This window comes from Pedococcus sp. P2_D9 (assembly GCF_056404275.1).
Window position 1 is genome coordinate 188886 of the sequence record NZ_JBFUEI010000005.1, and the last position, 21544, is coordinate 210429.

The 21544-nt window shown below is 70.8% G+C and carries 23 protein-coding genes; 8 read left to right on the forward strand and 15 right to left on the reverse strand.

The window, feature by feature from the left end; genetic code table 11:
- Window positions 1–6 precede the first annotated feature (6 nt).
- Together AC1DXJ_RS11040 and AC1DXJ_RS11045 are read right to left on the reverse strand one after the other, a co-directional pair.
- Entirely contained in the window at window positions 7–867 is an 861-nt protein-coding gene (locus AC1DXJ_RS11040) for an NAD-dependent protein deacetylase (protein ID WP_477615333.1), read from the reverse strand.
- 19 nt (window positions 868–886) lie between these two features.
- Window positions 887–2170 carry a patatin-like phospholipase family protein gene (locus AC1DXJ_RS11045; RefSeq protein ID WP_477636927.1) on the reverse strand — a complete coding sequence of 428 codons (1284 nt, stop codon included), beginning with the start codon at window positions 2168–2170 and terminating at the stop codon, window positions 887–889.
- Between the two features lie 294 nt (window positions 2171–2464).
- Between AC1DXJ_RS11045 and AC1DXJ_RS11050 the strand changes: the two genes are divergently transcribed.
- Window positions 2465–3394 carry a LysR family transcriptional regulator gene (locus AC1DXJ_RS11050; protein WP_477636928.1) on the forward strand — a complete coding sequence of 310 codons (930 nt, stop codon included), beginning with the start codon at window positions 2465–2467 and terminating at the stop codon, window positions 3392–3394.
- Window positions 3395–3455: 61 nt separating this feature from the next.
- Here AC1DXJ_RS11050 and AC1DXJ_RS11055 read toward each other — a convergent pair whose 3' ends face one another.
- The 6 genes from AC1DXJ_RS11055 to leuS all read right to left on the reverse strand — a co-directional run bounded on the left by AC1DXJ_RS11055 (window position 3456) and on the right by leuS (window position 11345).
- On the reverse strand, window positions 3456–3842 hold the full coding sequence (locus AC1DXJ_RS11055) for a ComEC/Rec2 family competence protein (RefSeq protein WP_477615336.1): 387 nt from the start codon (window positions 3840–3842) through the stop codon (window positions 3456–3458).
- A 30-nt stretch (window positions 3843–3872) separates the two neighbouring features.
- A complete protein-coding gene (locus tag AC1DXJ_RS11060) occupies window positions 3873–5846 on the reverse strand; it encodes a ComEC/Rec2 family competence protein (RefSeq protein WP_477636929.1) in 1974 nt (657 codons plus the stop codon).
- Window positions 5843–6802, reverse strand: a complete 960-nt coding sequence (locus AC1DXJ_RS11065) for a ComEA family DNA-binding protein (protein WP_477615339.1) — start codon at window positions 6800–6802, stop codon at window positions 5843–5845. The genes AC1DXJ_RS11060 and AC1DXJ_RS11065 overlap by 4 nt, the downstream gene beginning before the upstream one ends.
- Before the next feature lie 75 nt (window positions 6803–6877).
- Entirely contained in the window at window positions 6878–7513 is a 636-nt protein-coding gene (gene plsY / locus AC1DXJ_RS11070) for a glycerol-3-phosphate 1-O-acyltransferase PlsY (RefSeq protein ID WP_477615340.1), read from the reverse strand.
- Window positions 7510–8406 (reverse strand): DegV family protein, encoded by an 897-nt coding sequence (locus AC1DXJ_RS11075; protein ID WP_477615341.1) that lies wholly within the window; start codon window positions 8404–8406, stop codon window positions 7510–7512. Before AC1DXJ_RS11075 ends, plsY begins: the two co-directional genes overlap by 4 nt.
- Before the next feature lie 41 nt (window positions 8407–8447).
- Complete coding sequence (gene leuS, locus AC1DXJ_RS11080) at window positions 8448–11345, reverse strand: leucine--tRNA ligase (RefSeq protein ID WP_477615342.1); 2898 nt, start codon at window positions 11343–11345, stop codon at window positions 8448–8450.
- Between the two features lie 269 nt (window positions 11346–11614).
- On the opposite strand from leuS, the gene AC1DXJ_RS11085 reads away from it, so the two are divergent.
- Window positions 11615–12148 (forward strand): hypothetical protein, encoded by a 534-nt coding sequence (locus AC1DXJ_RS11085; RefSeq protein ID WP_477615343.1) that lies wholly within the window; start codon window positions 11615–11617, stop codon window positions 12146–12148.
- Window positions 12149–12199: 51 nt separating this feature from the next.
- Here AC1DXJ_RS11085 and AC1DXJ_RS11090 read toward each other — a convergent pair whose 3' ends face one another.
- Complete coding sequence (locus AC1DXJ_RS11090) at window positions 12200–12385, reverse strand: hypothetical protein (protein WP_477615344.1); 186 nt, start codon at window positions 12383–12385, stop codon at window positions 12200–12202.
- A 160-nt stretch (window positions 12386–12545) separates the two neighbouring features.
- Here AC1DXJ_RS11090 and gntA point away from each other — a divergent pair, with 160 nt between their 5' ends.
- Genes gntA through AC1DXJ_RS11105 form a run of 3 tightly spaced genes read left to right on the forward strand, consistent with a single transcriptional unit; the run spans window position 12546 to window position 14610 of the window.
- Window positions 12546–13265, forward strand: coding sequence for a guanitoxin biosynthesis heme-dependent pre-guanitoxin N-hydroxylase GntA (gene gntA / locus AC1DXJ_RS11095; RefSeq protein WP_477615345.1), 720 nt, complete (start codon window positions 12546–12548; stop codon window positions 13263–13265).
- On the forward strand, window positions 13262–13876 hold the full coding sequence (locus AC1DXJ_RS11100; RefSeq protein ID WP_477615346.1) for a DUF1989 domain-containing protein: 615 nt from the start codon (window positions 13262–13264) through the stop codon (window positions 13874–13876). Before gntA ends, AC1DXJ_RS11100 begins: the two co-directional genes overlap by 4 nt.
- Before the next feature lie 11 nt (window positions 13877–13887).
- A complete protein-coding gene (locus AC1DXJ_RS11105; RefSeq protein ID WP_477615347.1) occupies window positions 13888–14610 on the forward strand; it encodes a GAF and ANTAR domain-containing protein in 723 nt (240 codons plus the stop codon).
- Between the two features lie 49 nt (window positions 14611–14659).
- On the opposite strand, the gene AC1DXJ_RS11110 is transcribed toward AC1DXJ_RS11105, so the two are convergent.
- Genes AC1DXJ_RS11110 through AC1DXJ_RS11120 form a run of 3 tightly spaced genes read right to left on the reverse strand, consistent with a single transcriptional unit; the run spans window position 14660 to window position 17434 of the window.
- A complete protein-coding gene (locus tag AC1DXJ_RS11110; protein ID WP_477615348.1) occupies window positions 14660–16252 on the reverse strand; it encodes a phytoene desaturase family protein in 1593 nt (530 codons plus the stop codon).
- 46 nt (window positions 16253–16298) lie between these two features.
- A complete protein-coding gene (locus AC1DXJ_RS11115) occupies window positions 16299–16943 on the reverse strand; it encodes a lysoplasmalogenase family protein (protein ID WP_477615349.1) in 645 nt (214 codons plus the stop codon).
- Window positions 16944–16963: 20 nt separating this feature from the next.
- Window positions 16964–17434, reverse strand: coding sequence for a DUF4396 domain-containing protein (locus tag AC1DXJ_RS11120; protein ID WP_477615350.1), 471 nt, complete (start codon window positions 17432–17434; stop codon window positions 16964–16966).
- An 80-nt stretch (window positions 17435–17514) separates the two neighbouring features.
- Here AC1DXJ_RS11120 and AC1DXJ_RS11125 point away from each other — a divergent pair, with 80 nt between their 5' ends.
- On the forward strand, window positions 17515–18153 hold the full coding sequence (locus AC1DXJ_RS11125; protein WP_477615351.1) for a hypothetical protein: 639 nt from the start codon (window positions 17515–17517) through the stop codon (window positions 18151–18153).
- Here AC1DXJ_RS11125 and AC1DXJ_RS11130 read toward each other — a convergent pair.
- Entirely contained in the window at window positions 18141–19037 is an 897-nt protein-coding gene (locus AC1DXJ_RS11130) for an arylamine N-acetyltransferase family protein (RefSeq protein WP_477615352.1), read from the reverse strand. The two genes, AC1DXJ_RS11125 and AC1DXJ_RS11130, sit on opposite strands and share 13 nt — an antisense overlap.
- Window positions 19038–19393: 356 nt before the next feature.
- On the opposite strand from AC1DXJ_RS11130, the gene AC1DXJ_RS11135 reads away from it, so the two are divergent.
- Entirely contained in the window at window positions 19394–20122 is a 729-nt protein-coding gene (locus tag AC1DXJ_RS11135) for a helix-turn-helix transcriptional regulator (RefSeq protein ID WP_477615353.1), read from the forward strand.
- Between the two features lie 26 nt (window positions 20123–20148).
- Here the strand turns inward: AC1DXJ_RS11135 and AC1DXJ_RS11140 are convergent, their stop codons facing one another.
- Together AC1DXJ_RS11140 and AC1DXJ_RS11145 are read right to left on the reverse strand one after the other, a co-directional pair.
- A complete protein-coding gene (locus AC1DXJ_RS11140; protein WP_477615354.1) occupies window positions 20149–20697 on the reverse strand; it encodes a DinB family protein in 549 nt (182 codons plus the stop codon).
- A 16-nt stretch (window positions 20698–20713) separates the two neighbouring features.
- The gene (locus AC1DXJ_RS11145) at window positions 20714–21124 is read right to left on the reverse strand and encodes a hypothetical protein (RefSeq protein ID WP_477636930.1); all 411 of its coding nucleotides are present in this window, start codon (window positions 21122–21124) and stop codon (window positions 20714–20716) included.
- Window positions 21125–21226: 102 nt separating this feature from the next.
- Here AC1DXJ_RS11145 and AC1DXJ_RS11150 point away from each other — a divergent pair, with 102 nt between their 5' ends.
- Window positions 21227–21436 (forward strand): DUF6582 domain-containing protein, encoded by a 210-nt coding sequence (locus AC1DXJ_RS11150; RefSeq protein WP_477623461.1) that lies wholly within the window; start codon window positions 21227–21229, stop codon window positions 21434–21436.
- The last annotated feature ends 108 nt before the right edge of the window (window positions 21437–21544 follow it).

Genomic DNA, 21544 nt, shown 5'->3' on the forward strand with positions numbered 1-21544 from the left:
GGTTCGTCAGGCGGCCAGCCGGCTGAGCAGTTCCTCGAGGGTCGGGGCGAGGGGCGCGTCGAGCTGCACGGTGGCCTCGCCGTCGCCTCGGGTTGGTCCGCGGGTGATGATCGCGACCGGGATGTCGAGCGCTGCCGCACGGCGGACGAACCGATAGCCGCTCATGACCTTGAGGCTGGAGCCCAGGACGACCAGCGCGCTGGCCTGCTCCGTGAGGCGAAAACACTTCTCCACCAACGGTTTCGGCACGGACTCGCCGAAGAACACGACGTCTGGCTTGAGCGTGTCGTGACCGCAGACCAGGCACAGGGGTGTGCGGAAGGCGGCCACGTCGAGGTCGTTGAGGACGATGTCGCCGTCCGGACGGATCTCGTCGCTGGTCACCGTGTAGGTGGGATTGGCCTCGCGCATCCGGTCGTCGAGGTCCCAGCGGGAGGTGCGGTCGCCACAGGTCAGGCAGACGACCCGCGCCAGTGACCCGTGCAGCTCCTCGACGTCGGTGGCGCCGGCGCGCTGGTGCAGGCCGTCGACGTTCTGGGTGATGACCGGGCCGACAAGCCCGCGGCCCTGGAGCCTCGCCACGGCCTCGTGGCCCGAGTTGGGCTCGGCCCGGTTGAACCGCTGCCACCCCACATAGCTGCGCGCCCAGTAGCGCTGCCTCGCCTCGGAGGACCCCAGGAACTCGGCGTACTGCATGGGGGTCACGCGGCGCGTGCCGTCAGGGCCCCGGTAGTCGGGGATGCCCGAGTCGGTCGAGATGCCGGCGCCGGTCAGGACGAGGACGTTGCCGCGCTCCAGCAGGGCGGCGACCGCGGCCAGCTCGTCGGCCGCGGGCGCCTGTTCGGTCACGGCGGCGGTCTGCGTCACGCGGCAAGGGTACGTCGGGTCAGGACCTGCCGAGGAGTCGGCGCTTCGCCGAGTCGACCAGGGCAGCACTCGCCACCTGGGGATCGGCCACCTCGTCGTGCGGCGGAACGGCCGGGGTGTCGCGGGTGACGAGCTCTGGGGAGTGCGCCCGGACCTGGGCGTCGGCCACGAGGTAGCCGTGGCGTTCGAGGATCTGCTGCTCCGCTGGGCTGAAGGCATCGAGGTCGGTGCGGACGGCGTTGACCAGCTCGGTCGTCTCGCKGGGGTAGGAGCCGTCGACGACCGTGTCGAGCGCCCACGACGTGCCGCGGAGGACGCCTCGCGCATAGCTGGCCTGGAGCCACCGACTGCGGACCGACTGCCCGCCGTTGGTGGCGATGCCGAGGATGCGCAGCGTCCGGCCGACGACGGTCCGCTCCGTGCGCGCGCGGAAGACTCCCCCGCCATCACTGACCAGGACCGTGGCGTGCCGCTTCCAGACGGGCTCGAGCCCGAGGTTGTCGTAGATCCCGCCGTCGGTCAGCCGGATGCGCCGCATGATCGAGGCGCGCTCCTGCTCCGACTCGAGGCCGCGGTGTCCCCCCGTGAGGTGCATCGCCACCCCGTCCACCACCATCGGCGCGAAGAACGGCGGGAAGGCGCAGGAGGCCGCCACGATGTCGGCGATCCGCAGCCCGGCCGGCGGCGCGGCATACCCCAGCCGGTAGTCCCCCACCCGCCCGTGGGGATGGTGGGCGGTCGGGCCCTCGAACACCCAGTCGACGCCGTAGCCGATCTCGGTCGCGCCAGTCACGACTCCGGGACCACCAGTGTCGTTGTCGCGCAACGGTTTCGACCACCAGGGGACGACTTCGGCGAGTTCGTCGGCCAGCGCCCGGACGGCCGCGTCGGGGCCGAACCACTTCCACGGCCTGACCCTGGACAGCAACGCCGGCGTCCGGACGTTGCGGGAGGCGAGCCGCTGCAGGGGCATGGCCACGCACTCCTCGAAACCCTCGACGATGCCGCCCGCCGCCGGGAACCGGAGCTCGGGGTCGGCGAGCAGGTTGGCCACGATCGAGCCGCCGGAGACCCCACTGATGGTGGTGAGCTGCGACAGCACACCGAGCTCGTTGAGCCGGCGAACGGCACCGAGGTGGAACAGGGCGGCGCGGTAGCCGCCACCGGACAGGCAGAGCGCCACGCCTGTCCGGTGCGGCGCCGCGGCCCCCTGCGGGTATGCTGCGTCTGTGGGGCCAGGCGCGTCGCTCTCGGTGGCTGCGCGCTCGTTCGCGTGCGTGGTGCTGGTGGGCTCAGGCTTCATCGTGGACCGATGAAAGCAGAGGCCGGCGACACCCGCCCGTCGGCATGGCTCGGCGACTTGTTGCCGGCAGATCGTCACCAGACCCCCCAAACGCGGCTCCCGTGACCACCAGCCGGCAACAAGTCGCAGGCGCCCCCACCTGTTGCCGGCAGATCGTCTCCAACCCCCCAAACGCGGCTCCGCTGACCACCAGCCGGCAACAAGTCGCAGGTGGTGGGTCCCCCTGGCCGGCATCATCCATCACGATGCCATCAACAACTAACCATCTTGATAACGAACAGTTATGCTTCATCCATGATCGACGCCGCAGGTCTCCGTGTCATGAAGGCCATCGCCGACGAGGGCAGCTTCACCGGGGCTGCGCTGTCCCTCGGCTACTCCCAACCCGCGATCTCGCAGATGGTGCGCCGCCTCGAGCAGCGCACCGGCACCGTGCTGGTCGAACGAGTCGGCCGCAACGTACGCCTGACCGAGGCCGGACAGGTGCTCGCGCGCCACGCCGTTGGCGTGCTGTCCGCCCTCGATGCCGCCGAGGAGGAGGTCGCCGCCATTGCGGGCCTGCGCGCCGGCCGGGTCYGCCTGATGGCGTTCCCGTCCAGCTCGGCCACCCTCGTCCCGCGCGCGCTCGCCCTCGTGAAGAAGCGCTTCCCCGACGTCCAGGTCACCTTCACCGAGGCCGAACCCCCGGAGTCGCTCGCTGCGCTCAAGGCCGGCGAGTGCGACCTCGCGGTGGCCTTCGCCTACGAGGGCACCGACGTCGGCCGCGGAGAGGAGGACATGGAGCTCTTCGTGACCCACAAGCTCCTCGACGACGAGGTCCGCCTCGCCCTCCCCCGCGAACACCCGCTCGCGACGCTCGACGTGGTGGACCTGTCCGCCCTGGCCCAGGAGAACTGGATCGCGGGGTGCCCGCGGTGCCGTGGCCACCTCCTGCAGATGTGCGCGACGGCCGGGTTCTCCCCCCACGTCGGGTTCGAGACCGAGGACTACGTTGCCGTGCTCGGGCTGGTCGCCGAAGGCTTGGGCGTGGCGCTCATCCCCGACCTCATCCTGCGGACGGCCCACCACCACGATGTGGTCACCCTGCCGATCAACCCGGCCTCGCGCCGGTCCATCAGCGTGGTCACCACGGCCGACCTGCAGCGCGTCCCGGCCGTCCAGGCCACCATCGAGGCCCTCGTCGAAGCCGCGAAGGCCAAGCCCCGCGTCCTCGCCAGCACCTGACAGGCCGAACGACGCTGGGGCCTCCCGACGGCGGTCGGCCCACTGTCGCTGACGGGTCTGCTCATCGGCGGCGCCAGGTGACCGCCACGTCGTCCCCCTGCGCAACCACGGCGACGTCCCCGCGCTGGTCGGTGCGATAGACGGCATACCCGTTGTGTCGCAAGACCTCCAGAGCCTTGAGTGATGGGTGACCGTAGTCGTTGTCCTTGCCCACGCTGATCACCGCGACAGGCGCGCGGACCGCCTCCATGAGGCCCTCGTCGAGGTTTCCGGAGCCGTGGTGGGCCACCTTCACGACGTCGAAGCGTGACGCCTGCGCCGACATCGACGGGCTGCGCCGCAGCTCGAGGAGCACGGCGTGGGCCCCTTCTCGCTCCACGTCGCCGAGGAGCAAGAGGTCGACTGGGCCGGACCGCACCGCCAGCACCACGCTGGCGTTGTTGGGCACGGAACCCGACGCGATCCGTCGGGCCGGCCATCACACGTCTGCCGTGACTCCCGTCCAGGCCAGGTGGTCGCCGGCATAGAGGTCACGGATGGGTATGCCGCGCGCCCCGGCCCACGCCTGCACCTCCGTCCACTGGTAGGGCGGTTCATGCACCGGGCTGGCGAGGATCTCGCGGACCTCGCGGCCTGCCAACGCACCGGGGAGCCCGTCGACGTGGTCGGCGTGAAAATGGCTCAGGACAACCGAATCCAGCACTGATATGTCGAGACGGCGCAGGCAGGAGTTGATCGCGACGGGATCCGGCCCGGCATCCACGAGCACCGCGTGACCGGGAGTCGTGGCGAGCACGAGCCCGTCGCCCTGCCCGACGTCGCAGGCCACGAGGCGCCAGCCGGGTGGGGGCCAGGTGACCGCCGAGGTCGGGGCCGCTGCCGCGAGCACGAGCAGGCACACGCTGGTGGCGATGACCGGGTGGAGCCTGACGCGGTGGCTCCCCCACCTGCCGCTGAGGAGGACGAAGACGGTCAGGACCGTCAGCAGGATCGCTCCAGGCGCACCGTCCGGCCACGGCAGGGTGCCGCCGGGGACGGTGGCACAGGTACGGGCGACTCGGGCGATCCCCAGTGCCGGCACCGCCCCGACCCAGCACAGGATCCTCGCCCCGAACGGCCAGATCGGGGCCACGGTCGCGGCAGCCACCCCGGTGACGGTCGCGGGGGCGACCAGCGGAGCAGCGAGCAGGTTGGCCAGCACGCCGACGACCGACACCGAGCCTTGGAGCAGCACGACCACCGGGGCGCACATCGCCTGTGCCGCAACGGGAATGGCCATCGCAGGCCCCCATCCCTGGATGCGGCCCGGGAGCCGGCGCCCGATGGCTTCTCCCCAGCTGCGGGTGAAGAGCAGCAGCCCCAGGGTGGCGAGGGTCGAGAGGGCGAAACCGTAGGACCGGCTGAGCCAGGGGTCGACGACGAGCAGGACGACCACCGCCGCAGACAGGACGGGTATGCCGGCCGCTCGCCTCGACCGGCTCAGCCCGATCAGCCCGATGGTCCCCATCGTCGCGGCCCGGATGACGCTGGGTTCCGGCCGGGCGAGGACGACGAAGCCGGCCAGCACCAGAACCGCCACCAGCGGGCGCCAGCGACGTCGCACGCCAGCCAGCGACGCGCCGCCGAGAGCGCATGCGAGGACGATGGCGACGTTGCTGCCCGATACGGCGGAAAGGTGGGTCATACCGGTCGCGAGCATGGCGTCGGTGAGGTCCTGTGGCGTGTGGCTGGTGTCCCCGATGACGAGTGCAGGCAACAGGCCACGCGCATCGGGGGGCAGCGGGGCTGCCGCCTCACGCATTCCCGACCGCAGGTGTTCGGCCGCCCTGGCGACCAGGCCGGGCGCAGCGAGCGAACGAGGCGTGCCCCGGGGTCGCAGGACCGCGACGACGTCGTCCCCTGGTTCGGCCGCGAGCAGGATGCCTTGGACCCGGACCCGCTCGTGCCAGCGCACAGCCTCCCAGCGCTGGTCACCCATCACGAGGACCGGTGTCGACACCCGCGCAACGCGGCCTCGTCCCGTGACCTCGTCGACGCGCAGCGTGAGGCTCACGGTCGCGCCGTCGAGACGGCGGCCACCGACGACCACGGGATCCCTGGTCACGACACCGGACACGGTCACTGAGGCCTGCTGCGCCGCCAGGGACCGGATCGGGCCCGCCTCACGCGAGGACACGTGGGCAGCCGTCGCCGCGAGCACGAGCGCCACGGCAGCCAGGACCAGTCCGCCCAGCCCCGCGCCGCGCCGCCGGGAAACAGGTCGGGGCAACCACCAGACCAGGACGGCCGCGAGACCAGCGCTGACCGCGGACGCGACGACCAGGAACGGAGGTCGGACACCGAGCGTGGCGGCGCTGACCGCCCACGCCGTCACCGCGGGAACCAGCAGGCGCAGATCAAGTAGCCGAGGCTGGTCGACGCCCCGCCGCAGCGCTCCGGCGCTCCGGCTCACACCGTCACCTTGGGTTGCAGTGCGGCGAAGATCTTCTCCCCGATCCCGCTGACCTCCCCGAGCTCGTCGACCGAGGCGAATCGTCCGTGTTCGGTGCGCCAGTCGATGATCCGCTGGGCCAGGACCGGGCCGACGCCCGGCAGCTCTTCGAGGTCGGCAGCGGACGCGGAGTTGAGGTTCACCCTGCCGGAAGCCGCCGCGCCCGCGCCCGCGCCCGCGCCTGCTCCCGCGCCCGCGCCTGCTCCCGCGCCTGCGCCTGCTGTGCCAGCCCCCGCGACCACGACCTCGCCGGGCTTGGGCACGCGGAGCTGCTCGCCGTCGACCAGCGGTCGAGCCAGGTTGATGGCCGCGAGGTCCGCCCCCTTGCGAACCCCGGCCTTGGCCACGACGTCGGAGACCCGGGACCCGGCGGGCATGGTGAACACACCAGGGCTCTCCACCTGGCCGACGACATGCACCGTCAGCGTGCCCACAGGTGGTCCACCACCACCGGAGGCCGTGCTCGACGAGGCGAACCCGCTGCTGGTCGGCCCCCTGTTCCCGAGGGCCGACCCCGACTGTGACGGCGCCACCACCTGGGGCGTGCTCGCCGCCCTGGCCCAGGCCACGCGGGCTCCGAAGCCCACTGCCGCCACGAGCACCACCAGCAGGAGACCGGCCGCCGCGGCACGCGGCCCGCTGAGCCGGGCGCCCCGCAGGGACGCAGGGATGGTCAGGAACCGGGGGCCGGGTGGGACAGGACGGCGGTGGCGACCACCCCGTACGCCGCTGGCCGGGCGCGACGGGCCACTGGCTGGCTTGGCCGCCGCCGTCTCGATCCACGTGCGCTCCGGCAGCCAGGGGACGACCTCGGGCCGTGGMGACCCAATCGCCGGAGGCTCACGCGCGCGGTCTGCGGCCTCCAACAGGGCCCGCGCGCGGGCTGAGGTTTCCGACGGTCGGCGACGGGACGGCATACAGGCACGCTAGGAAGCCGACCAGGCACGCGACACGTCGTCGCAGCGGCCCTGTGGACAGCGTCCCGAGCCGGCTCAACCTGTGGACGACGCGTCCCGTCGCGCCGAGATCCACAGCTCGATGTTGCGCCGGTGCCGGTAGATGACGAGCAGGGCGAGGACCACGCACCAGGCCCCGGTCTCACGCGTGCCCACAGGCACCCACCGGAACCAGGTCAGCACTCCCAGCACCAGGAGCAGCACGCACGCCGACACCGAGGCTCCCGCCACCCAACGCATGCGCCAGACCAGCAGCCCGAAGACCACGAGCATGCCCACGCCGTACCACGGCTGCACGGCGAGGATCGCCCCCAGGGAGGTGGCCACCCCCTTGCCGCCCTGCCCCTTGAGGAACGGCGACCAGATGTGCCCCAGCACGACCGCGAGCCCGACCCACAGCCCCGTCACCGACCCGAGGAAGTGTTGGGCGACCAGGACGGGCAGCAGACCCTTGAGCACGTCGAGGATCCCCACAACCACCCCCCAGCGCGCGCCCAGGACGCGTCCGGCGTTCGTCGCCCCGGGGTTGCCCGACCCCGCGTGGCGCAGGTCCTTGCCGAGCAGCCTGGCCAGGATCGTCGCCGGGTTCACCGCCCCCACGACGAACGCGGCCACCGAGGCCGCCACGACCTCCACCAGGACCCCCGTCGACACGTCCGCCAGAGCGGTCATGGTCTCGGCCGGGGTGACACGGCGACGGCGATGGTGCCCGGGCCGACGTGGGCGCCGACGACCGCGCCCAGCTCGACCACCTGGACCGCGCCCTTGCCGGCCTGTCCCCCGTCTGCCGTGGCTCCGACGTCGGCGACGCGTTCGCGCAGCCGCCCGGCGAGGTCGTCCGCCCGTGCCTGGGAGTCGAGGTGGTGCACTGCGATGTCGACGAGCGACCCGGCCTTCTCGGCGACCTGCGCGGCCGACACGGCCAGCTCCTCCAGCCGCGCCAGTGCCCGCGACGAGGTGCGCACCTTCTCCAGCGGCCGAATGCTGCCGTCCACGAGCCCGAGGATGGGCTTGATCGCGAGGGCTGAGCCCAGGAAGGCGGACGCCGAACCGATCCGGCCGCCCCGTCGCAGGTGCTCGAGCGTGTCGACGTAGAAAACCACAGTCGATGCCTCGGCTCGCGAACGGGCCTGCGCCGCAACGTCTTCCAACGACGCGCCCTGCTCGGCCAACTCTGCCGCGGACAGCACGGCATACCCCATCGCCATGCCGAGCGACCGCGAGTCGACCACCGTGACAGGCACAGGCGACTGCTGCGCGGCGAGGTGCGCCGACTCGATCGTCGAGGACATGTCGGCCGAGATGTGCACCGAGACGATCCCGTCGGCTCCGCCTGCGGCCGCCTTCTCGTAGGCATCGAGGAAGGCCTGGGGCGAAGGACGCGAGGTCGACACGGGCTTGAACGCTCGCAGCGCAGCGGCGACCTCGCCGGTCGTGATGTCCACGCCTTCGCTGAACTCGGTGCCGCCGACGATGACGTGCAGCGGCACCACTTGGATCGAGTGGGCCTCGAGCTCCGACCCCGGCAGGTATGCCGTGGAGTCGGTGACGATCGCGATGCTCACGTGCGCAGGCTATCGGTGCGGGCCACCGGTGCAGCGCAGGATCACATCGGGACGATGTTGACGAGCTTGGGGGCTCGCACGATCACCGTGCGGATGCCGCCCTCGGTCGCCGCGAGGACCTTCGGCAGCGCCAGCACCTGCTCGCGCAGGGCGTCCTCACTGATGTCCGCGGGCACCTCGAGGCGGTCGCGGACCTTGCCCTTGATCTGCACGACGCAGGTCACGGTGTCCTCGACCAGCAGGGCAGGGTCGGCCACGGGGAACGGCTCGAAGGTGATCGACTCGGTGTGCCCCAGCCGTTGCCACAGCTCCTCGGCGATGTGGGGGGCGAGCGGCGCCACCATGACGACCAGCTTCTCGGCCGCCTCGCGAGGCACGGCCTCCAGCTTGGTCAGCGCGTTGTTCAGCTCGATGAGCCGAGCGATGGCCGTGTTGAACCCCAGCGTCGGGAAGTCCTTGGACACCGCGTCGATGGTCCGGTGCAGGGCCCTGGCTGTCGCGTCGTCCAACGGCACCTCGGCCACCCGCACTGCGCCGGTCTCCTCGTCGATGACGTTGCGCCACAAGCGCTGCAGGAACCTCTGAGCGCCGACGACGGCACGGGTCTCCCACGGCTTGCTCAGCTCCAGTGGACCCATCGACATCTCGTAGACGCGCAGGGTGTCGGCGCCGTACTGCTCGAACATCTCGTCCGGGCTGACGACGTTCTTGAGCGACTTGCCGATCTTGCCGAACTCGCGGGTGACGGGTTGGCCCTGCCAGGTGTAGGACGTCTCGCCACTGGCGTGGTCGGGCACCTCGACGACCTCGGACGCCTCGACGGGCTGGCCTCGGTCGTCACGGTAGGCAGGCGCCTGGATGTACCCCTGCGAGAAGTACTTGCGGAACGGCTCGTCACTGGTCACGTGACCCAGGTCGTGCAGCACCTTATGCCAGAACCGCGCATACAACAGGTGCAGCACGGCGTGCTCGACCCCACCGATGTAGAGGTCCACCCCACCCGGGTCGACGACCCCCTCGGGCGAACCGACCACGGGTGTCTCCCGCGGGCCCATCCAGTAGGCCTCGTTCTCGGGGTCGACGAAGGCCTCGTCGTTCGCGGGGTCGAGGTAACGCAAGTAGTACCAACAGGATCCGGCCCAGTTGGGCATCGTGTTGGTCTCCCGGCGGAACTTGCGCATGCCGCGACCGTCGCCCAGGTCCAGCTCGACGTTGACCCAGTCCTCGACCCTGCCGAGAGGCGGTTCGGGCTGGCTGCTCGCATCCTCGGGTTCGAACGTCTTGGGCGAGTAGTCCGGGACGTCCGGCAGCTCCACCGGCAACATCGAGTCCGGGACGGCGTGACTGACGCCGTCCTCGTCGAAGACGATCGGGAACGGCTCGCCCCAGTAGCGCTGTCGGCTGAACAGCCAGTCACGCAGCTTGTAGCTGACTGTGGGCTGGCCGAAACCCTTGTGCGCCAACCACTCGATGATCGTCGCCTTGGCCTCGGCGACGCCCATGCCGTCGAGCGACACCTCGTCGTTGGACGAGTTGATCGCGGGCCCCTCACCGGTGAACGGCTCGTCCTCCGGGTGGCCCTCGGACGGCTGCACGGTGCGCACGCGCGGCAGCCCGAACTGCCCGGCGAAGTCCCAGTCGCGCTGGTCCTGTCCGGGCACCGCCATGATCGCGCCGGTGCCGTAGCCCATCAGGACGTAGTCGGCGATGAACACCGGGATCCGTTGCCCGTTCACGGGATTCGTCGCGAACGCGCCGGTGAAGACACCGGTCTTGTCCTTGCCCTCGGTCTGGCGCTCCACGTCGCTCTTGCGTGACGCCGCCAGCCGGTATGCCGCGACGGCGTCTGCCGGGGTCGCCTCCCCACCGGTCCACGACGGGTTGGTGTCGGGCGCCCACTCCCCCTCCGGGACAAGCACGTCCACCAAGGGGTGCTCCGGCGCCAGCACCATGAAGGTGGCGCCGAAGAGGGTGTCGGGCCGGGTGGTGAAGACCTCGATCGACGCGTCCTCGCCGACGACCGGGAAGGCGACCCGTGCACCCTGGCTACGACCGATCCAGTTGCGCTGCATGGCCTTGACCTTGTCGGGCCAGTCGACGCGGTCGAGGTCGTCAGCCAGCCGGTCGGCATACGCGGTGATCCGCATCATCCACTGGCGCAGGTTCGTCTTGAAGACCGGGTAGTTGCCGCGCTCGGAGCGCCCGTCGTTGGTGACCTCTTCGTTGGACAGGACCGTGCCCAGGCCGGGAGCCCAGTTGACCGGCGCCTGCGAGGTGTAGGCCAGCCGGAAGTCGTCGAGGATCTCGGACCGCTCAGCCGCCGACAGCTCCGCCCACTGCTGACCGTTGGGGGTGGGGCGGTCGCCGGCCTCGAACTGCTCGACCAGCTCGGCGATGGGGCGGGCGCGCCCCGTGCCACCGTCGGGGCGCACTGCCTCCGGGTCGTACCAGGAGTTGTAGATCTGCGTGAAGATCCACTGGGTCCACTTGTAGTAGCCCGGGTCGATGGTCGCGATGGTGCGGCGGTCGTCGTGACCGAGCCCCAGCCGGCGCAGCTGGCGCTTCATGACGACCATGTTCTCCTCGGTCGTCTTGCGCGGGTGCTGACCGGTCTGCACCGCGAACTGCTCAGCCGGCAGGCCGAAGGCGTCGTAGCCCAGGCAGTGCAGGACGTTCTTGCCGGTCATCCGGTGGTAGCGCGCGAAGACGTCGGTCGCTATGTAGCCGAGGGGGTGCCCGACGTGCAGGCCCGCGCCGCTGGGGTAGGGGAACATGTCGAGGACGAGCAGCTTCTCGCGACCCGCGACCTTGTCGGGCTCAGCCCAGGGACCCGCGGGGTTGGGCGCGTGGAAGGTGCCCTCCTCCTGCCAGCGGTCCTGCCAGGCCAGCTCGATCGTCTGGGCCAGGTCGGCGGTGTAGCGGTACGGCGTCTCGCTCATCTCATCCTCACGTCAGCTTGTACACATCTGAGTCTTCACACAGAAGAACCCCTCACGCAGGAGGGGTTCGCCGCGGTGACGTGGACCAGGCGGTCCGGACCGTCAACGCGGCTCGGGAAGAAGCAGCGACCGTGCCATGGCCAAAGGCTACCGCAGCGTGCTCCGGGCGGCCCATGTCCCCTCCGCGCCGGCGCCGCGCGGTCCGGTCTCGCCTACGGATACGTAGATCTGACGATGACAGGACGAGGTGGGGGTCGTACGTTTGGGCCATGCGGACAACGGACCGGATTGTGGCGCTGGTGCGGCGGACGACGCCGCTCCTGGGGCTGGTCGGGGGGCTCCTGTTCTTCGCCTACTGGTTCGTCAGGGCGCGTGAAGTGTCATTGCCGCTGCTCGTCGGCCCACTCCTGGACCTCGCGACCGTCCTGCTCCTCGGCACCGCCGTGCTCGGCTACCAGCTGGAGCAGGGCCTGGCGCCGGGGGCGTGGATCGGCTGGGCCGGCGTGGCCGCCGTACTCGAGGGACTGGTCTCGTCACCGGCATCGGTGTGCCTGGGCCTGTTCCTGCTGGGGGTCTCGATCGCTCGCTGCGGTGTCCACCCGCGCGTGCCGGGGATCATCATGGCCACCAGCGGCATGGCCCTCTTCATCACGTACTTCATGTCCTCGGGTTTCGGGCGCGGATACGCCGAGGTCGGGTTGCTCTCCAAAGTCGTGATGGGGCTCGCCCTGATCGGCGTCGCCGCCTCGCTCGCAGACCTCCTCGTGCTCGAGCGGGGAGCCGAGCAGCACGCTCGGGCCTGACAGCCCCGAGACGGGCCTGACAGCCCCGAGGCGGGCCTGACCGCCACGTGCTCAGTCCGGCGGTTCCTTGGGGGTCTGCCCTCCATCGGCGGGGGTCTGCCCTCCATCTGCCGGGTCGGCCATCAGCTCGGCGCTGTCCAGGAGCACCGGCTCTTCGTACCCGGGTGGGTACGGCGGGTCCGGGGTCACGGGTGGAAAGATCGTCCCGTCGGGCTGCAGGTGTGAACTCTGGGTCATGGGTGACCACCTCCGTCAGCTACTGAAGTGCCCTTTGCAGCAGGGTTCAAACGTGCCCCAGATCAGCCCTTGGTGTTTGCGCAGGTCAGCCGGTGGGTACAGCCACTGGGCCCGGAGGTGATCAACCCTGCCCCGGGCTTTCCCATCGTCAGGAGCACCAGTGTCCAACGACAGCCTCCCTGCCCTCCTGGAGGACTTGGCCGGCGACCACGACGCCTCCAGCCCCGTCGAGGAGATCGCCGAGGGTCTGGAGGCAATGGTGCTGCACCCGGACTACCCCTGCCTGGGAGCGCGTTCGGTGTTCAACCGCGATCGGGCCACGGTCGTCGTGCTGGAGGAGCTGGGCACGACCGCGAGCACCCGGCGCCTGCTCAGCGCCCTGACGTCGTTCGGGCGGGAGACAGATCGAGAGGCGGGCTTTGCGTCCCTGGTGGCCGTCTTCCGCGCGACCGAGGTCGCGGGCGAAGCCGATTTCGAGGAGCTGCTGTGGCGGCAGCTGGAGCTGCTGCACGAGGCCGACCACCAGCCGTGGGATCCACGCGTGTCCGACGACCCTGCCGACCCGCATTTTGCCTTCAGCGTCGGCGGGACCGCGTTCTTCGTCGTCGGCCTGCACCCGCAGTCCTCCAGGATCGCCCGACGGACTCCCCTGCCCACCCTGGTCTTCAACCTGCACGAGCAGTTCGAGGAGCTCCGGGGGTCGGACCGCTTCGACCGCATGCGTGACACCATCAGGCGCCGCGACCTCGAGCTGCAGGGAACCCTCAACCCGATGGTCGCCGACCATGGGCGGAGCTCGGAGGCTCGGCAGTACTCCGGTCGGGCAGTACCCCCGACCTGGGTGGCGCCGGCCAGCTTCGACGACGAGGAGACGACGTGAGCACCACGCTGGCACCGCAGACCGGGACGGGGTTCCTCCTCCTGGCCGGGCAGGTGCTGACCGTCACCGACCCTGAGGGCGGACAGGTGAGCGACCTGTTCTGCTTCCGTGCCGACGACCACGACGAAAAGCTCTCGAGCGGTCGCACCATCGACTACGCCAACACGATCTACCTCACGACCCGTCATGTGCTCTACAGCAACCGCAGCGCCCCGATGCTGACGGTCGTCGAGGACACCTGCGGTCGTCATGACTTCCTGCTCACCCCGTGCAGCCAGGACACCTTCGACCTGCTCTACCCCGAGTTCGACGGGGCCTACCACCCCAGCTGCCTGGAGAACCTCAGCTCCGGCCTCGCACCTTTCGGTGTCCGGCCCGACCAGATCGGGACGACGCTCAACATCTTCATGAACGTCTGGCCCGAACCCAGCGGGGAGCTCCACATCGACCCCCCGGCCTCCGTCGCGGGCGACCGGTTCTCCGTCCGGGCCGAGATGGACCTTCACGTGGGCCTGACGGCCTGCTCCGCCGAGAAGTCCAACGGTGGGGTGTGCAAGCCCATCGAGTACCTCGTGACGGACGACGTGGCCACGCGAACTGGCAGCGGGTGATACTGGGCGTCATGCAGACGCCCATCCCGCGGGAGACGACCGAGGCCTTTGCCTCCCTCGCCAAGCTCGTCTACTCAGGAACCGGGTCGAGTGACGTCCTCGCCGCGATCTGCCGGACCGCCGTCGACGTCATCCCCGGGGCCGACCACGCCTGCATCTCGACGCTCGACGCGGACCAGCAGCTCCACACACAGGCCTCCACGGACGACGTCGCGAGCCTGATGGACCGGCTCGAGTCCGAGGCCGGCGAGGGGCCGTGCCTCGACAGCATCCTGGAGGACTCCGTCCAGCACGATGCCGACATCACCACCGCGACCAAGTGGCCCCGGCTCGCAGAGCTGACCCTGGCTCGCACCCCGGTCCGGGGAATGGTGGGCTACCAGCTCCTCGAGGGCCTGGGCGCCCGGGCGGCGTTCAACGTCTTCTCGGACACCCCTGGCGCCTTGACCGAGGAAGCTGCCGACGTCGGCGCCGTGCTCGCCGCCTTCACCTCCGTCGCGCTCGCGGCCACCGAACAGCGGGCCACCGCGGAGAGCCTACGGCTCGGGCTCCAGAGCAACCGCGAGATCGGCAAGGCTGTCGGGCTGCTCATGGCCGCCCACTCGGTGGGCGACGACGAGGCGTTCCACATCCTGCGCGCCGCCTCGAACCACACCAACACCAAGCTCGCGGCTCTGGCCGAGCAGATCAACGCGAACCACCGCGAGGGTCTGCGCGACGAAAGCCTGGACTGACCGCTGCGCGGCCGTCCACGCGCGAAACCGCCTCGTCACGAGCTGCCCCCTAGGACCTGAGCAGCCGGTCCCAGGCACTCCGGCTGAGGGCGCGGCGCAGTCCACCGGTGAGGCGTGCGTTCGCCCCGAGTGCGGCTCGAGCGGCGTTCCAACCGCAGGCGCCGTGGACTCCGCCACCGGGGTGCGCGGAGGCGCCGGCGAGGTAGAGCCCCGGCACCGGTGTCTCGGGGCGTCCCAGTCCCGGGGTGGGACGGAACACGAGCTGCTGGTGCAGTCCCGCGGTCCCGGCGTTGATGGCCCCGCCGAACAGGCTCCGGTTCTGCGCCTCCAGGTCCCCCGGCCCCTGGACGTAGCTCGCCACCCGGCCGTCGCGGAACCCGGGTGCGACACGTTCGACCGCGGCCTCGACCCGCTCCACGTGGTCGGCCAGCTGCTGAACCGACCAGCCCGGGCCCTGCGGGACGTGGGTGTAGGCCCAGGCCGACTCCGTGCCTTCAGGGGAGCGCGTGGCATCCGACGTCGTCATCTGCCCGAACAGGATGAACGGCCGCTCGGGGGTCCGCCCCACGGTCAGGTCCGCGGCGAAGTCGACGAAGCCTTCGTTGTCGACGCCGAGGTGCACGGTGCCTGCGCCCCTCGCGGCGTCGGCCGTCCAGGGCACCGGCCGGTCGAGCGCCCAGTTCACCTTCACGGTGGCGTGGTCCCACTGGAACCTCGCCAGGTCACGCTGCAGTCGGGCCGGCAGCGGGTGGTCGGCCAACAGGTCCCCGTAGAGGCTCGGTGCCGGCACGTCGGCGAGGACCGCACGCCCAGCCCCCAGGAGGGTGCCGTCCGCGAGCCTGACACCCGTGGCGCGGCCATGAGCGGTGGTCACAGCGGTGACCGGCGTGCCGGTCAGCACGCGCACTCCCGCGCTCTCGGCGCGACGACGCAGCGCACCCGCGAGCTCGCCCGCCCCGCCCTGTGGCACAGGGAACCCGACGTCCTGGCCAAGCATGCACAGCAACCAGCCGAACATCCCGCTTCCGGCGGAGTCGGGCGCCAGGTCGCTGTGCAGGGCGTTGCCGGTGAGGAGCAGTCCGCCCCCCTGGCCGGAGAACCGCTCCTGTCCGAGCCGGCGGCTGGGGGTGATCGCAAGGCGCGCGAAGTCGAGGGTGTCCGCGGCGCCGAGACTGCGCAGCATCCGGGCGGCCGAGGCGACCGGGGGGAAGGGGGTGAACAACGCGTCCAGCAACGGGTCGCGAATCCGGTCCCAGCCGCGGACCAGCTCCAGCCAGGCCTCCCCGTCGCCGGCGGCCTCCGCCTCCAGTCCGGCGGCGGTGTCCTCGGCGCGCGAGCAGAGGAGGGCCGCGCTGCCGTCGTCGAGCGCATGGGCGAGCACGTGCGGGGCGCGCCGCCAGACCAGACCGTGCTCCTCCAGGTGCAGGTCGCGGATGATCGGGCTCGCGGCCGCCAGCGGGTAGAACGCGCTGAACAGGTCGGTGACATATCCGGGCGACGTCACCTCCGCGCTGCGGACTGCTCCACCCACGTCCTCGTTGGCCTCGACGAGCAGGACGTCCCACCCTGCGTCAGCCAGGGCGATGGCGGCCACCAGGCCGTTCGGTCCCGCCCCGACGACGACCGCATCCGCAGTGCTCACGCGCCTTGGTCCCTCTCGCTGGAGAATCGCTGGTTCGCCCACTGTGTCACCTGAGGACGCCGAGCACGATCAGGACCTGGCCGAGGTGGTAGGTCACCATCACCGTCAGCGGCCCGAAGCGGCGCGCCCGGACGAACCGGTCCAGCGCCAGGACCGCGTCGCTCACCATGAAAGCGGTGGCCCCCAGTGCCACCAGCAGGTGCCCCGTCGCCCACGCCGCGACGACCATGGCGCCGATGACCCCCATGTATGCCGCGACGGCGCCTGCCAGCACCGCCCCACCTTCGGCGCGCGCCGCCGGGACCACGCGACGACCCACCACGGCGACCATGGTCACGACGACTGCCAGGCCGACGAGACCGAGGTCGGCACGCGGCATACCGAGGTGGGAGAAGGCGACCACGAACGCCACGTGGGCCGCAAGGAAGCTCCCGAGCCCCACGATGAACCGCGGTTCGCTGTCGGAGAGGAGGGCGACGTCTCCGGCCAGGCTGAGCCCGAGCGCCGCGAGCAGCCACCAGCCCGCAGTGGACTCGGACGCTCCCATCGCCGATGCAGCCACCGCCAGCAACACCAGGACGAGTGGTTTGAGGACCCATTCGCGCCGCCGGCCACGCACCGCGACGGCCCACCAGTCCAGGGGTGCGGCGACCGCCACGGCCGCCAGGCTGGTCAGCGCGAGCTCGGGCACGGGCCCAGCGTGACAGACGCTCAGTGGTGGTATCGATGCATCACGGCGTGACCTCGCCCACGGGCGATGAGCCAGCGGTTCACCGGCACGGTGACGACGAACGCAATCGCCAGGGAGGCCAGCAGGGTGCCCCAGAACAAGGAGCTCGCGAGCCCGGCCTCCATCGCACCGGGGATGGCGACGACGAACGCGTTGTCGACCAGCTCCATCACCGAGATGGACACGGTGTCGGAGGCGAACGCGACGCCGATCGCCGCCATGAGCGGCAAGCCGGCCGCCAGGACGGGCCGCAGAGCCAGCGAGTAGCCGAAGACGAACGCCAGGGCGATCGACACGACGACGGTCACGAGGTTGCTCCAGCCGAGCGCGGAGCCGATGACCATCCCCAGGACCTCGCCGATGGCACAGCCGGTGAGGCAGTGCAGCGTCGCGCTCACCGCCTGCCGCCAGAGGGACTGCGTCATCACATGGGGGTGCTCGTGCTGGCTCATGACGGGGCCAACCATACCCCCTATGGGTATATTCCATGCCATAGGACCCGGTGTCGGGCCCTGCACCTACGCTCGCGACCATGACCGCACCCGTCCCCAGCCCCGACGACCTGCGCATCGTGGTCGACGCGATCATGGTCGGCTTCGCCCAGGTGCCCGACGACGGGTGGGCGCGGCAGGCCCACGGCCTCGTCTGGGACTGTCGCGACACCGCCGCCCACGTCGTCGACGACTTCGCCGCCTATGCGATGAACCTGTCGAGCCGTGAGGTCCACCTCGACGAGTACGTCCCGTTCCTCGACCCGCCCCAGTGGCAGCCCACCACCCCGCCGAACCTGGTGTGGCCCGACCCCGCCAAGGGCACGGCGGCCATCGTGCGTTGTCTCGACGCCGCCGGGGGGCTGCTTGTCGCCGTGACCGCGACCGCTCCCCCGGGCCACCTCGGCTACCACCCTGCCGGCAACTCCGACGCGTCGGGGTTCGTCGCCATGGGCATAGTCGAGGGGGCGGCCCACGCGTGGGACGTGCTGACGGCGCACGGCATCGACTTCAGCATCGACGACGACATCTGCGTGCGTGTCCTCAACCGGCTCTTCCCCGGCTCCGTCCGCACCGGCGACGGCTGGCACGACTTCCTCACCGCCACCCACCGCACCGAGGCCAACCGGGCCCCGCACTGGCGCTGGGACTCGACCGTGCGCGACAGCTACGGCGACTGAGTCTCCCGACCTGAGCGCAGCCGGCGCACGACGGCCAGGAGGCGTTCGGTCTCGTCTTCGGTCAGGCCGACGCGCAGCTCACCCAGCAGGGTCCGGAGCTCCCCCACCGCCAGCTCGCGGTGTTCGGTGGGCTCGCCGGGACGGCGAACCGTGACCGCCTCGTGCGTGACCGTCACGTGCCGGTCCGGCAGGTGACGGGTGAGCATGAGCCCGTGCCGGAAGTGCGACGTCGGATAGGTGCTGGTGAAGTGGTGCCCCGCCCGCACGTCGACCTGCTGGACAGGCAGGTCGTCGGTGGTGTGCATGAGCTCCCAGGCCCCGTCCCGCTGGCGTTGCAGCTCCCACGTCGGACCACCGGCCCGGGTCTCGTGGCGCAGGAGGCGGTAGGCCCAGCCCCCGTGGTCGTCCAGCGCTCCGTCCACGAAGCGGATCGGGTGCATCAGGCTCAGGCCGAAACCGGGGTCGGCCAGCCACGACGTTCCGTCGACCTGGATCGCGAGCACGCAGTGGGTCCTGGCCGAAGCGGTCACGTCGCCGACCCGTGCGAGCCGCCGCTGCACGTCGTACCCGAGGGCGGTGAGGACGGCGCCGAAGAGCGTGGCGTGCTCGAAGCAGTACCCCCCACGACCACGACCGACGAACTTGGCCTGGACGTCGGGCAGCTCCACACCGGGGTGCTGCTCGAGCAGGACGTCGATGTTGTCGAACGTGAAGGTGCGCACGTGCGCCTCGTGCAGGGCCTGCAGGGTGGCGAGGTCGGGCTTCTCGACCCGGACGCCGACCCGCGTGAGGTAGCCGTCGACGTCCACCACCGTCGACGGCAGCCTCAAGACTGCGTCGGGTTGGCGCACACCGGTGTTGCCCTTCTCGAACGCGGTCGCCACGTCCGCATGCTACGTCGCCGGTGTTCGGGCTGCGATGCGCCACCGCGCGATGAACGACCGGACGAAGAGCGCCCGGTCGTTCATCGTGGGCAGGCGTGCCGGTCGCTGCCAGCGCCCAGGCATCCCCTGTTGCCTTCCCGACGCTCACCTCGACCGACCTCAGCCACGGCCAAGCGGACGGTTCCCACCGTTCGTGCGAACCGCTGGCAGCCGCCCTCACCCAACCCAGCCGGCGCCACCACTCGGTGTGGGTCGCCGCTTGATGAAGGGTTCCACGCGCGCCCGTGGCACGAGTAGTGTCAAAAGCGGAACTTTGGCGCGTCATTGCGGGGGCGGCTGTGGGGGATCAGGACCTGGTGAGGCTCAGTGTCGAAGCTGCCCACCTGGCCGTGCGCGGCCAACCGTACGGCGAGCTGCTCGCGAACGCCGTGCACCGTCAGCTGCGCGCCGACGCCGGCGCCGGCCTGACGACCTGGACTGTGGGGGCTGACGGAGCGGACCGCGTGTCGGTGGACATGGCCGGGCAGGACCCGCTGGATGCAACCTACGTCGAGCGGGCCAAGGCGGTGGTGTCGCAGCACCCGTCGTTCAGCGCGGGCCTGCCGGAGCTGGCGACCCACCGGGTCAGCGACCTGACCCCCATGGGCCCGTTCTGGGACTCTGAGCCGTACGAGGCGATGCATGGCTTCTGCGGCGGACGCTACCCGGCCGCCCTGACTCTGCTCGCGACCCCCACCACCCTGATCTTCCTCGGCGTCCACCGCAGCCGTCACGACTTCAGCGACGACGACATGCGCCGCCTGGAGCTGGTCCGTCAGCCCCTGGCCAGCGCTCTGGTCTTCCGACACCAGCTCGAGGACGCCGCCCGTCGGATGCAGACGATCCTGCCGCCCAGTGTGACGTTCACCGACCGTGAGGCCGAGGTCCTGGCCCTGGTCGCGCGGGGCTGGACCGACCGGCGCATCGCCCACCGCCTCGGCATCACCGAGCGCGGCGTCCGCAAACGGGTGTCGACGGCCCGCGAGCGCGTCGGTGCCCACAGCCGAGCCCAGGCCGTCGCACTCTGGTCCAAGCTCAACCCCTGAGGGCAGCGGGACCGCACGGCGCGGCGTCAGGTCCAGAGCGTGAGCTGCCTGCGATGGTGCGCGTAGTGCAGTGCGGGGTAGGCGTACACGTCGAACAGGGTCATGTGCGGCTCGAAGTACGGGTCCCACCTCGTCGGGAAGGGCATCCCCTGAGCCAGCCGGTCCTCGGGTGCCTGCTCGAGGCTGCGGACCAGCGCGCCTATCGTCCGGTCACACAGCCAGCCCATGCGGGCGTGGTCGAACACGAGCGCCCCGCCGCACGAGCCGGCGTAGTTGACCCAGTGGAACGGCACCGTGCCCGCGTCCAGGAACCACACGAAGGTCCGGCCGACCGACGGTGGCAGAACGGAGAGAAGACGAACCAACGGCACGAGTCGTCTGACGATCAGGAACCCGAACACCATGTGGAAGAGCAGCTGCTCGTTGGTCCATCTGGTGCCGTTGGAGCGTGCACGGAGCAGTGCTGGGGTCGTCGCCGCCAGCAGGCGGTGCAGGTCGTCCCTGCACCAAACAAGGTCGGCGACGACGGCGTTGCGGTCAGCAACCTCCCCGCCATCGCTCTCGCGGTGCCTCACGGGGCGGCCACGACCATCAGGGCAGGTGTCGGTCCAGGCGGCGCAGCAGCGACCCGACGACCGGCCAGTCCTGGGCGCCGGCGCGCATCACGCGGCCACGGACCACCGCGACGCCCCGCCGGACCCTGACGCCCGGGGCGCCGCGCCCGGCGTCGGCGCGGGCTCGCGCACGTCGGTGGAGCCATCGCGCGCACCCGGTGCACACCCCCACCTCCGGGTGCGTCCCCAGCCGGGTGAGGTCGCGCTCGTCGAAGCCGTTCCCGCAACACCAACAGAACAGCCGCTCCACCCGCTCGTGCTCCACCGCCGCCTCTGCTGCCATGAGCCCATCGTCACCCCACCACCCACCCTGTGGCCAGAGGTGTCGCACGCTGAGGGCCTCGTCGAGGTGCACACCGGGGCGGTCGGGCTCCTGCGTGACCTGCAAGACCTCCACCTTCCAGCCGCGCTTGTCCACACCTCGGCCCAGGGCGGGGGTTTGAGCTTGGCGCCTGCGGGTATGACCTCAGCCTCTGGAAAGGAGTCGACCGTGTCGAAGGATCTCAGTGACAGCGAGAACCGCAAGAAGCTGAAGAAGTCGTCGTTCGCGCTGCCGGAACAGGAGAAGTACCCGATTCCTGACATCGAGCACGCTCGGAATGCTCTGGCCCGGGTGGCCCAACATGGAACAGCGGCCGAGAAGAAGCAGGTCCGGTCGGCTGTCGAGAAGAAGTATCCGAGTCTGAAGAAGGACGACTGACGAGCCGGATAGCCACCCTCACACCCGACTGGCGGTCGACTCACCCAGAGGTCGACGTGGGCGTCCACCCGCAAAGGGTGCGCTGATGGTTCGCTTTCGGTGTCGATC